The organism is uncultured Limosilactobacillus sp., from assembly GCF_934202705.1.
Taxonomy (GTDB): Bacteria; Bacillota; Bacilli; order Lactobacillales; family Lactobacillaceae; genus Limosilactobacillus.
The window spans coordinates 49308-61331 of sequence record NZ_CAKPYE010000010.1; the positions used below are offsets into that span (position 1 = coordinate 49308).

11 protein-coding genes and 1 other RNA gene are annotated in these 12024 nt (G+C 41.0%); 6 read left to right on the forward strand and 6 right to left on the reverse strand.

Features of this window, described 5'->3' with window-relative positions:
• Positions 1–21: 21 nt before the first annotated feature.
• The 6 genes from Q0C76_RS07220 to nrdH all read right to left on the reverse strand — a co-directional run bounded on the left by Q0C76_RS07220 (position 22) and on the right by nrdH (position 8092).
• Positions 22–648, reverse strand: a complete 627-nt coding sequence (locus tag Q0C76_RS07220) for a pyridoxamine 5'-phosphate oxidase family protein (RefSeq protein WP_295731467.1) — start codon at positions 646–648, stop codon at positions 22–24.
• Between the two features lie 78 nt (positions 649–726).
• Positions 727–1524: a bifunctional hydroxymethylpyrimidine kinase/phosphomethylpyrimidine kinase gene (gene thiD, locus Q0C76_RS07225; RefSeq protein WP_295731469.1), complete on the reverse strand. Its 798-nt coding sequence runs from the start codon at positions 1522–1524 to the stop codon at positions 727–729.
• Positions 1525–1616: 92 nt separating this feature from the next.
• Complete coding sequence (gene adhE / locus Q0C76_RS07230) at positions 1617–4256, reverse strand: bifunctional acetaldehyde-CoA/alcohol dehydrogenase (RefSeq protein ID WP_295731521.1); 2640 nt, start codon at positions 4254–4256, stop codon at positions 1617–1619.
• A gap of 293 nt (positions 4257–4549) precedes the next feature.
• A complete protein-coding gene (gene nrdF / locus Q0C76_RS07235; protein WP_295731471.1) occupies positions 4550–5551 on the reverse strand; it encodes a class 1b ribonucleoside-diphosphate reductase subunit beta in 1002 nt (333 codons plus the stop codon).
• A gap of 54 nt (positions 5552–5605) precedes the next feature.
• Positions 5606–7777, reverse strand: coding sequence for a class 1b ribonucleoside-diphosphate reductase subunit alpha (gene nrdE, locus Q0C76_RS07240; RefSeq protein WP_295731473.1), 2172 nt, complete (start codon positions 7775–7777; stop codon positions 5606–5608).
• Between the two features lie 93 nt (positions 7778–7870).
• Complete coding sequence (nrdH, locus tag Q0C76_RS07245; protein ID WP_295731475.1) at positions 7871–8092, reverse strand: glutaredoxin-like protein NrdH; 222 nt, start codon at positions 8090–8092, stop codon at positions 7871–7873.
• A gap of 276 nt (positions 8093–8368) precedes the next feature.
• Between nrdH and tadA the strand changes: the two genes are divergently transcribed.
• The 6 genes from tadA (at position 8369) to Q0C76_RS07275 (ending at position 12023) form a co-directional block, all read left to right on the forward strand.
• Positions 8369–8872 (forward strand): tRNA adenosine(34) deaminase TadA, encoded by a 504-nt coding sequence (gene tadA / locus Q0C76_RS07250; protein ID WP_295731477.1) that lies wholly within the window; start codon positions 8369–8371, stop codon positions 8870–8872.
• Between the two features lie 41 nt (positions 8873–8913).
• An RNA gene (gene ffs / locus Q0C76_RS07255) (signal recognition particle sRNA small type) lies at positions 8914–9000 on the forward strand.
• 128 nt (positions 9001–9128) lie between these two features.
• The gene (gene dnaX / locus Q0C76_RS07260) at positions 9129–10838 is read left to right on the forward strand and encodes a DNA polymerase III subunit gamma/tau (protein WP_295731478.1); all 1710 of its coding nucleotides are present in this window, start codon (positions 9129–9131) and stop codon (positions 10836–10838) included.
• An 18-nt stretch (positions 10839–10856) separates the two neighbouring features.
• Positions 10857–11171, forward strand: a complete 315-nt coding sequence (locus Q0C76_RS07265; RefSeq protein ID WP_295731480.1) for a YbaB/EbfC family nucleoid-associated protein — start codon at positions 10857–10859, stop codon at positions 11169–11171.
• A 1-nt stretch (position 11172) separates the two neighbouring features.
• On the forward strand, positions 11173–11772 hold the full coding sequence (recR, locus tag Q0C76_RS07270; protein ID WP_295731482.1) for a recombination mediator RecR: 600 nt from the start codon (positions 11173–11175) through the stop codon (positions 11770–11772).
• A 2-nt stretch (positions 11773–11774) separates the two neighbouring features.
• Entirely contained in the window at positions 11775–12023 is a 249-nt protein-coding gene (locus Q0C76_RS07275; RefSeq protein WP_295731483.1) for a YaaL family protein, read from the forward strand.
• The last annotated feature ends 1 nt before the right edge of the window (position 12024 follow it).

The window sequence follows — 12024 nt, forward strand, 5'->3', positions numbered from 1 at the left end:
ACGCTAAACTGCGGCTGTTATTTATTTTTGCTCGTCATTCGATTGCTCATCTTTGTAAACATCTGAATAGTCGGCATTCTGGGAAGCACTAGCGAGTGCGTCTAAATCCACCGTGGTGTTTGGATCACCATAAACGGTTTCAGGACCGGCAAGCTTTTCACCAGGCTTCATGTCCTTCAATCCGGCCGGAATATGAATACGAGCCGAAATTTTATTGGCATCAAGTCGCCAGACCGCAACCTTGCCCAGCATTCGCTCTGTAAATTGCGGGTGCTCTTTAATGTAGTGATCGGTCATGACGTTTAGACCATGAAGCATTTCTTGGTGATCAGTAACTTTAGTAATAATCCCTTGACCAATCACGCTTTGAAATTCAGCGCTGTAATGGAAAGGTTTCGGGACAAGGCGGAATTTTTGACCACCATCTAGTTCGAAGCCAACGTGAGGATCAGCAGCTAATAATCGACCCGTAGTGTGACTGTCATCACCATGAAACCAGAAAGTATATTGACCGTCAACTTCTTCATAGCCAAAGTGCACAGGAGTTTGATAGATGCTTTCGCCATCGTGCATGCCAATGACCAGGACTTCCATCTTATCGAGAACTTGGTTAATGTGATCATGATCAAAATAAGTGTCAGCTTTCATAATGCGCCTCCGAATAAACTATTGTTATACTTTAATTGTAGCAGAAATAAAATTAAAAGTTGTCGGGAACGTGATATTTTATAATGATTGTTCACCAGCCCAATGGTTAATGGGACCAAAACTTTGACCAATTGCCAGCGGATGGTGAATCGCAACATCGACAAAATGATTGGCTCGTTTAATTGCATTTGAAATTGAATTTCCCTTAGCCAGTTCTGCAGTAATAATTGCGGAGAATGAGTCACCGGCACCGTTGAGCTTTTTAGTTTTCACAAATTGATTGTCTAACCAAAAAGAGGTTCCGTCTGCTAAGAGCACGTAATTATGGATAATGGAATTATGCTTTGCATCATGTTGTCCTTTAATTACCACGTTTTTGGCACCCATTTGTTGGAGTTCATGAGCCCCCGCGATAATGTCTTGTGAACTTAGGAAATCTTTGCCCAGTAGTTCTTCGGCTTCCATAAAGTTTGGCGTGATGATCGTTGCCAGAGGAATGATTTGCTTGCGGAAATTCTCAAATGCTTCATTGCTCAATAAACGGTCATGTCGTTTTGTAATGATTACCGGGTCAACAACTAATGGACCAAAATCTGCGGAGGCATATCGTTGAGCAACGACATTAATTGTTGCTGAATTAGCTAACATGCCGGTTTTAGCTGCAGTAATATGGAACTCTGCGAGGTCATGAAATTCCTCTTTAATAAATGAAGGCGGCATAATTGATGAGGCTGTAATGGCGGTGGCATTTTCGGCAACGACTCCGGTGAGGACTCCATGCCCGTAAACACCATCTGCATAGAATGAATGGAGGTCAGCTGCTAATCCAGCGCTCCCGTTCGAATCAAATCCAGCAATTGTTAATGCTTGTTTCATAATACTTCTCCCATTATTAAATAATTTATACTTACCCTAACACAAAACCCGGAATGTATCATCAACATTCCGGGTTAAAAAGTTAATTAAGACTATTTGTCTTGTGGTTCAACACCATTTCCGTTGTAACAACGTTCAAGTAGTTCTTTCAGTTGGCTAACTAATGGTTCAACTGGATTAGTGGTTGTACATTGGTCCTCGTAGGCCAGGACAGCTAACTGATCAACGGCCTGATCAAAGTCTTTCCGACTAACGCCATTCGCTTTGAGGCTCAAGGTAACACCGCATTCGTGCGCTAATTCAATAATCTTTTGAACGTAAGCTTCCATAAGTTCCTCATCAGAGTCGCCCTTTAAGCCAAGGAACCGTGCGATATCAGCGTAGTCCTTAGTGGCATGGTAAGTAGCGTAGTGTGGCCACATTGCTAACTTTTGTGGACGTTTAGCATTGAAACGAATAACTTGTGGTAATGCGATTGCAATACATAAACCATGAGGAAGATCGAAGGCACCACCCATCTTGTGGGCAAGGGAGTGGTTAATTCCTAAGAAGGCTTGACCAAAAGCCATTCCGGCAATCGTTGAATAGTTGTGCATCCGGCGTCGAGCATCTTGATCACCCTTCACAGAAGCAGCTAAGGTTTCCATAACCCCTTTAATTGCTTGGAGTGACCACCCGCGGGTGTAGTCGGTTGACATCACTGAAACGTAAGATTCAGTTGCGTGACAGAGAACATCGAGTCCGGTATAAGCGGTAGTCTTTGGTGGCACTGTTTCAACGAACTGTGAATCAACAATGGCAATATCAGGAGTTAAGGCATAGTCAGCTAATGGGTATTTAACGTGAGTCTTGGAGTCAGTAATGACTGAAAAACACGTAATTTCCGAACCAGTTCCGGAAGTTGTCGGGATCCCAATAAATTGGGCCTTGTGTGGTTTACCAATTTGGTAAGCACGCTTCCGAATATCGAGGTACTTTTGCTTAACACCGTTCCAGCTAGTTTCTGGGTGTTCATAGAACATCCACATTGCTTTAGCAGCATCCATTGGTGATCCACCACCAAGGGCGATAATCGTGTCTGGTTTAAAGTCACGCATTAAAGCAACACCCTTATTAACAGTGTCTGTCGATGGATCTTCTTCAACCTCGTCAAATACTTGGAAGTGTGCTTCCAGCGGACGTTGACGAAGCTGATCAATGACCCGTTGAGCATAACCACGCTTAACGGTACCAGGGCCAGTTACGATAAAGGCCCGGTTAATGTTTGGAATATCTTGTAATTCCTTTAATGAGTTCCGTTGAAAGTAAACTTTTGGGGGGATCTTGACCCATTGACGGTTTTCACGACGCTTAGCAATGACTTTGTAGTTTAAGAGGTCATAATCAGAAACGTTATGGGAAACGGAGTTCTTTCCGTAGGAACCAGTTCCTAAGGTCAGAGAAGGCGTCATGTTGTTATAGATGTTACCGATTCCACCAAGTGCTGATGGAGAGTTCACAATAATCCGTGAAGCCCGCATTTCTAAGCCATATTGAGTTGCAAGACTATCATCTGTAGTGTGAATGGCAGCCGTATGACCTTCACCACCGTAGTGGAGCAGTTCCTTACATTTGTCAAATGCTTCCTTGTGGGAATGAACACGATACATGGTCAGAACTGGTGATAACTTTTCAGCTGATAGTGGATAATCATCACCAACACCTTCATATTCAGCGATTAAGACCTTCGTATTATCAGGAACATTCTTTAAACCACACATTTCAGCAATGTCGTTAGCAGAACGACCAGCGATTGGACCGGCCACTTGATGACGCTTCGGGTCAATGAAGCCTTTGGTAAAGGTATCAATTTCATCTGGCTTGATGAAGTAACAATTCCACTTCTTCAATTCGTCCTTGACTTGATCATAAATTTCATCGTCAACTACGATGGAGTTTTCTGAGGCACAGATCATTCCATTGTCGAAGGTCTTAGAAAGAACAATATCGTAGATTGACCGTGGAATATTAGCAGTCCGTTCAATGTAAGCAGGACCGTTACCAGGGCCAACTCCGAGGGCAGGGTTACCAGAGCTGTAAGCAGCCTTTACTAGCCCAGGACCACCAGTGGCCAAAATTGTTGCTGTCTTTTCGTGTTGCAGCAGGTCGACAGTTGCATAACGTGATGGCTTCGTAATCCATTGAATAACATTCTTTGGTGCACCAGCTTTTTCAGCTGCCTGTTCTAGAATTTGAGCAGTATGGATTGAAGCTTTTAATGCTTGTGGGTGCATAGAGAAGACAATGGTGTTTCGGGTCTTCAAAGAAATGATGGACTTAAAAATAACCGTTGAAGTCGGGTTCGTAACGGGAACTACGCCGGCAATAATTCCTAGTGGATCAGCGATGGTGATTGTTTGGTTTTCGTCATCATCTTTGATAATACCAACGGTCTTATCATGACGAATATTATTCCAAATATATTCACTGGCGTAGATGTTCTTGATGGCCTTATCTTCAGCAACTCCACGACCGGTTTCTTCAGCAGCTTCCATTGCTAATTCCATGTGGTGTTCTTCAGCAGCAAGCGCCATTGCCTGACAGATATGGTCCACTTGTTCTTGGGTGAAGTTTCGTAATTCATTAAAAGCAACTTCACTTTTGTCCATTAAAGTATCAATTTGCTTTTTGGCTTCCGCCGCCTGATCGGCTTCGGTTGCATGATTAACTTTCTTTTTTGAATCAGCCATAATAATAATTCTCCCTTGTTTTGAAAAAGTTTGTTAATAACTGAACAATTAAAGTATACAAAGTTTTTTTGAAATGTAAACAGTTTTTGTGAAAATTAACACAAGACTAGTGTAATAAGTTTCTCACAAGGTTTAATGATTACTAAAATAATTCAAATTAAGAGAACATGACTGGTGCTGATGGTAGCGTTTCCAATTGGATTCATAACAGATTGTGAATTAGCTAACAAAAATAAAAAAATAAATATTATGTTAAAAGAAAAAACCACGACGATGATTCGTCGTGGTAAAGGAAATTATTCCCGAGAATTACGATCTTTGCCAGCGTTTGGATCTTTAACATGGTAATCACTATCATGCATTGCTTCCACGGCGCCAAGACGATAACCATTACCAACCTGACTAAAGAAGTCGTGGTTAGAGGTGGTGGTGGAAATGCCGTTCATCACGACCGGGTTAACATCGGAAGCGGTGTCTGGGAATAATGGATCTTGACCAAGGTTCATTAAAGCCTTGTTGGCATTGTAGCGGATGAAGGTGAGAACATCATCAGTCCAACCGATTTGGTCGTAGAGCAGGTGAGTGTAGTTTTCTTCATTGTCATAGAGTTCATAAAGGAAGTTGTACATCCAATCCTTCATTTCTTGTTGCTCTTTTTCAGTTAATTGACGCATGCCAACTTGGAACTTATAACCAATGTAAGTACCATGAACCGATTCATCACGCAGAATCAGTTTAATGATTTCAGCAACATTATTGAGTTTGTTGTGGCCAAGGTAATAAAGCGGGGTGTAAAAACCAGAATAGAATAAGAAGGTTTCGAGGAAAACATTAGCAACTTTCTTTTTTAATGGATCGACGGTCTCGTCTAAGTAAATATTACCAATTTTCACTGCTTTATTCTGCAAGTATTCTTCACTATCGGACCAGTCAAAAATTTCTCGAATCTCGTCTGGGGTATTTAGGGTTGAAAAGATAGTGGAATAGGATTTGGCGTGAACGGACTCCATAAATTGAATATTATTCAAAACTGCCGTTTCGTGTGGCGTTTTGACATCCTCTTTCAAAGCCGTCAATCCTGCCTGTGATTGGAGGGTGTCCAGTAAGGTTAGCCCACCAAAGACGTGGCCGACTGTCCATTGATGGTCAGTGTCTAATTCACGCCAATCATCAAGGTCATTAGAAACGGGAATTCGTGTATCTAACCAAAATTGTTCAGTTAACTTTTCCCAAGTAGCCTTATCAATCATATCGGAAACTTCATTCCAATTGATAGCCTGGTAGTTATTAATTTTCATTCGTTATCTCCTTATTAATAATACGTTAAATCCTAAGTAATTATATCGTGTTAACTAAATTACGCAACTTTCACATTGGTTGGCCCCAATCTCGTCTTGGTCATCAGTAAACGTTCGAATATAGTAAATCGACTTAATTCCTTTTTGATAGGCATAATGACGTAGAATATTGAGATCTCGAGTAGTCATTTTATCGGTCCGGCCAGCTTTCCACTCATACATTCCGGCGGGAATTGTGGAACGCATGAAGAGGGTCATGGACAAAGATTGATCAACGTGCTGTTGAGCAGCAGCATAGGTGTCGATAACTGAACGCATATCAGTATCATAGGCTGATTTGTAATATGGCATTGTGTCGTTACTGAGGTAAGGGGCGGGGTAGTAGATTTTCCCAATCATCTTTTCCTGACGTTCTTCAATCTTATTAATGATTGGCTGAAGGCTGGAAGTAGAATCACCAATGTAAGAGGTGGAGCCATTTGGAGCAACTGCTAACCGATAAGCATTGTAAATTCCATCCTTCATAATGGCATCCTTTAATTTCTTCCAATCGTCAATTGTTGGAATGAAAATTCCTTGGAATAATTCTTGAACGGCATCAGATTGGGGGCCCCAGTCTTTAGTAACGTACTTGGTGAAGTATGAACCATCAGCGTAGGCACTCTTATCAAAGTCGGCAAACGTTTCTTGACGTTCAACAGCGATTTCATGAGAAGCAACTAGTGTCCAGTAATTGAGAAGCATAAAGTAAACACTAGTAAACTCAAGAGCCACTGGTGACCCGTACTGAATATGGTGTTTAGCAAGGTAGCCGTGGAGTCCCATTGCTCCAAGACCGATTGCATGTGACCGAGCATTGCCACGTTTGATTGATGGTACAATATCTAGATTCTCAATATCAGAAATATGAGTTAACCCACGGGTAATTGCCCGAATGGATTTGCCGAAGTCGGGTGTTTCCATCATGTTAGCAATATTGGTTGAACCAAGGTTACATGAGACATCTGTTCCTAATTCCTTATAGGTTTGATCATTATTAACCACGGATGGCTTTTGAACTTGAGCAATCTCAGAACAAAGGTTACTCATAATGATTTTGCCATCGATGGGGTTAGCCCGATTTTCAGTATCAATATTCACAATATATGGGTAACCGGATTCTTGCTGAAGTTTGGAAATTTCGTCCTCTAGATCCCGGGCATTAATCTTCTTTTTGGTGATTTGATCATTAGCAACTAAATTATCATATTCTTTGGTAATATCGACGTAAGCAAATGGTTCGCCATAAACGCGCTCAACGTCATATGGACTAAATAAGTACATATCTTCATCATTTTCCACAAGTTCATAGAACTTATCAGGAACAGTAATGCCGAGTGATAGCGTTTTAATTCGAATTTTTTCATCGGCATTTTCTTTTTTGGCACCGAGAAATTCAACAATGTCTGGATGGAAAACGCTTAAGTAAACGACACCGGCCCCTTGGCGTTGCCCTAGTTGATTTGAATATGAAAAAGCATCTTCCAACAATTTCATGACGGGAACGACCCCACTGGCTGCGCCCTTAATTTTCTTGATTGGTGCACCAGCTTCACGAAGGTTAGTCAGGTTAATACCAACCCCGCCACCAATTTTGGAAAGCTGAAGTGCAGAATTAATGGTCCGACCGATAGTATTCATGTTATCGGTGGTTTGAATTTCAAAACAGGAGACAAATTCACCCCGACGTTTCCGACCAGTATTAAGGAAAGTTGGGGTAGCTGGTTGGTAACGCTGGTTGATTAATTCATGTGCCAGATCCATTGCCAAGTCCTCATTACCATTGGCCAGATAGAGGGCGTTCATTGCGACACGGTCAATGTAATTTTCTAAATAATATTCTTTATCATTGGTTCGCAACGCATACTGGGCATAAAACTTGTAAGCGGCCATGAATGAATGAAAGTGGAAGTGCTGAGCTTTTAAATAATCATATAACTTGTCAATAAACTGATTACTGTATTGACGAATGAAGCCTTCTTCGAGATAATCGTGGTCGATTAACCATGTCAGTCGTTCCTGAACGGAATTAAAACGTTTTGTGTTGGGTTCAACGTTGTTTTTGATAAAATCCGCTAATGCGAGCTGATCTTTATCTAATTGAATCTGCCCATTCTTAGGAATGTTAATTTCGTTGTTGTAATCAAAGTACTTAACCTTGGTAAGGTCGATGTCTGATAAAGCCATAAATTCACACACTCTCTTATATTTGAATTGATTAAAAACAGCAAAAAGAAAACAGGCACTGTATGATTACTGGTGCCTGTTAAGGCTGAAACTTTAGGCAAGTTGTTTCAGCATGTCAGGACGAAATCCGGAAAAGGCATCGCCGTTTGGTAACTTAACAACAGGAGTTGCTCGGAAACCATCTGCCTTCAGCCGTTCAATAAATTCTGGTTGTTCGTCAATGTTATGTTCAATAAAGTTAACATTGTGTTGCTTAAGAAACATTTTGGTCATTTTGCATTGTACACAATTATTTTTTGAAAATACGGTTACCATGATTCTCATCCTCCCAGAGACCTGTACTGATCTCTTTAATTGATGTTTTCTAGTATAGCTTTTTTTAACAAAAAATCAATGCGTAATTAGCAGATATTGTGTTACAAAATGATGGCAGCCACCACATATGGTATTGCAAAGGCATTTTACGTCAGCAATGTTTTTTGATAATTTAGTTAATCAGTAATTAGCCAAGAATCAGTTTTAATAATAAAATTAGAAGTGATTATTAATTATTAAACACCACAGATTGTTATTTGGAGGTGACCAATTGAGATGTCAGAAATGAATCAACCAGTAGATTTTATGCGAGCAGCGATCGCTGAGGCACGTCAGGCCGAACTATTGGGTGAGGTACCAATTGGGGCAGTAGTCGTTAAAGATGGTCAAATTATTGGTGCTGGTCATAACATGCGAGAAAAATATCAACAGAGCGTTTATCACGCGGAGATTTTAGCAATTATGGAAGCTTGTGATGCATTACATAGTTGGCGGTTGGAAGGCTGTGATCTTTATGTAACTTTAGAACCGTGTATTATGTGTAGTGGAGCAATTATCCATTCGAGACTACGAAAAGTGTACTATGCTGCACCTGACCCCAAGGCAGGGGCGGTTGAGAGCCTCTTTCAGCTATTAAATGATTCACGCCTTAATCATCAAGTGGAAGTTCATGCGGGATTATTACAAAATAATTGTAGTCAAATGTTGAAAAATTTTTTCCGACAAATTCGAAAAAAGAAAAAATTAGCAAAGCAAAAAAGAAACCGTGGTCGGGACTAGTTTTTCGGGGGAAAATAGTGTATGATATTTATTGCCGTAAGGCCTTAGAGCAAGGACGCGCTTACGAACCGTGTCAGGTCCGGAAGGAAGCAGCACTAAGTTTGATGTGTTTTGTGCTCTAAGTTGATATGAAATTAATCTGAGGGTGGGGCGAAAGCCTAGCCCTTTTTTATTTGAAGATTAGATTTAGCTTTTATCCGATATTGAAAACCTAGTATAATATTTAGCAGAAGTTTGTGTGTCAAGGAGGAAATTTATGAGCTATCAAGCATTGTACCGGGTTTGGCGACCACAACGGTTTGCCGATGTTGTAGGGCAACAAGTTATTACCCAGACGTTAAAGAATGCGATAATTACTAATCAAATTAGTCATGCTTACCTCTTTGCCGGACCGCGAGGCACAGGGAAGACTTCCGCGGCGAAGATTTTTGCAAAGGCTGTTAACTGCCATCATCAAAAAGATGGTGAGCCTTGTAATGAATGTGAGATTTGCCAAGCGATTACTGCGGGAACGTTAAATGATGTGATCGAAATTGATGCCGCTTCGAATAATGGGGTTGAAGAAATACGCGACATTCGAGATAAAGTTAAGTATGCCCCAACTCAAGCTGATTATAAGGTCTACATCATCGATGAAGTTCACATGTTATCGACTGGGGCCTTTAATGCCTTACTGAAAACTCTTGAAGAACCGCCTGCTAACGTAATTTTTATTTTAGCCACAACCGAACCGCACAAAATTCCTTTAACGATTTTGAGTCGTGTTCAACGATTTGATTTTCATCGAATTTCGCCACAGGATACTTTTGATCGGATGAAGTATATTTTGGATCAAAAAGGTTTCAAGTATGAAGACAAGGCCCTTTGGGTAATCGCAAATGCAGCTGAAGGCGGGATGCGAGATGCATTGAGTATTCTTGATCAGGCACTTTCATTTGGCGATGATGATGTTAAATTAGATGATGCTCTGCTGGTGACGGGAAGTGTTACCAAAAAGCTCATTCAAACTTATTTTGAACAAGTCGTTACTCACGGAGGACCTGCCGCGTTAAAAACGATGGACCAGATTTTAGAACAGGGGAAAGATGGTCAACGGTTTATTGAGGATTTGATTTCATTTATTCGTGATCTGTTGCTTTATCAAGAGTCACCAGATTTAATCCAAGTGGAATCTACTGGTTTGAAGGATGAAGATTTTCAAAAATTAATCCAGCTGGCAAATGCTCAGCATTTATATCAAATGATCGATGTGTTGAATCAAGTGCAGGATGAAATGCGATTTACTACTCACCCGGATGTTTATTTAGAAGTGTTAACCATTCGGTTAAGCCAGATTGATGATGAATTACCGCAAGCGGATGAGGAAAATCAACAAGCGATTAACCAACTTAAACAACAGGTTCAATCACTTCAGCAATTAGTCCAAAAAGTTGCTAGTCAACCATTACCAGTTACAAAACCAGTTCAAAAGCGGCAGAAAGAACATTCGAGCAGTCAGGTTGTCAGAATTAATTTGGAGCAGGTTTACCGGATTCTTGACCATGCTACCAAACAAGATTTAGTAGACTTACAGAATATGTGGCCTGACGTTTTAAATTTGTTGAACCCGGCCTATCGGTCATTGATTGAGCTTTCAAAACCAGTAGCCGCTAGTCCGGATGGGGTAGTGGTATCATTTGATAATGGTTTTTTGCTGCAAAAAGCCGCAGTTGGGAATTTGGCTGATGATGTCAATCAAGGCTTGCAGAAGATTACGGGAGCTGAGCGTCATGTGGCGTTTGTCCCGAATGCTAAGTGGCCGCAGATTCGACATGACTTTTTGGCGGATCGCGGTTATTTTAAAAAGTCGTCCGGAACTAAAACTGCGGATCCGGTAAAAACTCCGCAACAGAATGCTCATGATCAAATTGCTGGCCAGGCAGAGCAGATGTTTGGCACAACGGATGTTGATATTAAAGATGATTAAAAAAGGAGAAATTGAATAATGCGTGGAATGAACGGAATGAATATGCAACAAATGATGAAGCAGGCACAAAAGATGCAGAAACAAATGATGGCTGAACAAAAGGATTTAGCAGCCCAAGAATTTGTTGGTACGGCACCGGATGAGATGGTCACTGCTAAGTTTACAGGTGATAAAAAATTAGTTGATTTGCAAATCAAACCAGCGGCTGTTGATCCAGATGATGTAGATATGCTCACCGATTTAGTTGTCGCAGCAGTGAACGATGGTTTACAAAAGGTTGATGCTGCTACCCAGCAAAAGCTTGGTAAGTACACTAAGGGATTAGGAATGTAATATGCAGTACCCAGAACCCATTGCTAAACTAATTGCAAGTTATATGAAACTGCCGGGGATCGGGGAGAAAACGGCAACTCGTCTGGCATTTTATACAATTGGGATGGATGAAGATGATGTGAAAGACTTCTCGAAAGCGTTAGTGGCGGTAAAAAATGATCTCCATTACTGTTCAATTTGCGGCAACATCACGGAAGATGATCCGTGCCCGATTTGTAAAGATCAGGGACGTGATCAATCGACAATTGTCGTGGTAGAAAATTCTCGTGATGTTATGGCCATGGAACGGATGAATGAATACCATGGTTTATATCATGTTCTACATGGAACGATTTCACCAAGCGAAGGAACTGGTCCAATGGATATTAATATTCCATCCTTAATTGATCGACTGAAAAAGCATGCGGAAGTGAAAGAAGTGATTGTGGCGACTAATGCATCCATGGATGGTGAAACAACCGCCCAGTATTTAGCAAAACTTTTGAAACCAGCAGGGATCAAGGTCACTCGCCTCGCTCATGGCTTATCAGCAGGTGCCGATATTGACTATACCGATGAAGTAACTTTGTTTAAGGCTGTTCAAGGAAGAACGGAGATGTAAAAATGCTCTTTAAAACAGATTCACATCGAATGTTGAAAATTGGTAACCAAAATTTAATGCAATTAATTTATGCAACTAAGGATAGTTGGAATCAAGCCAAGGAAACCGAGCAAGCAGTTTATGAGGGACATGTCGACAGCGAATTGGCTGATCGGACCAAACTTCAAGAATGCAAGTATATGTACCTTTATCAATGGGCACGTAAACGAAAGGCTCATGGGCACCTGAACGATGGGGTTATCCAACATTAGG

What these genes read in the sequence shown, in the direction of transcription:
- Q0C76_RS07275 (WP_295731483.1), top strand. Translation starts at nt 11,775, where the DNA reads ATGCTCTTTAAAACAGATTCACATCGAATGTTGAAAATTGGTAACCAA.
- nrdH (WP_295731475.1), bottom strand. Translation starts at nt 8,092, where the DNA reads ATGGTAACCGTATTTTCAAAAAATAATTGTGTACAATGCAAAATGACC.
- tadA (WP_295731477.1), top strand. Translation starts at nt 8,369, where the DNA reads ATGTCAGAAATGAATCAACCAGTAGATTTTATGCGAGCAGCGATCGCT.
- nrdF (WP_295731471.1), bottom strand. Translation starts at nt 5,551, where the DNA reads ATGAAAATTAATAACTACCAGGCTATCAATTGGAATGAAGTTTCCGAT.
- Q0C76_RS07220 (WP_295731467.1), bottom strand. Translation starts at nt 648, where the DNA reads ATGAAAGCTGACACTTATTTTGATCATGATCACATTAACCAAGTTCTC.
- recR (WP_295731482.1), top strand. Translation starts at nt 11,173, where the DNA reads ATGCAGTACCCAGAACCCATTGCTAAACTAATTGCAAGTTATATGAAA.
- Q0C76_RS07265 (WP_295731480.1), top strand. Translation starts at nt 10,857, where the DNA reads ATGCGTGGAATGAACGGAATGAATATGCAACAAATGATGAAGCAGGCA.
- thiD (WP_295731469.1), bottom strand. Translation starts at nt 1,524, where the DNA reads ATGAAACAAGCATTAACAATTGCTGGATTTGATTCGAACGGGAGCGCT.
- nrdE (WP_295731473.1), bottom strand. Translation starts at nt 7,777, where the DNA reads ATGGCTTTATCAGACATCGACCTTACCAAGGTTAAGTACTTTGATTAC.
- dnaX (WP_295731478.1), top strand. Translation starts at nt 9,129, where the DNA reads ATGAGCTATCAAGCATTGTACCGGGTTTGGCGACCACAACGGTTTGCC.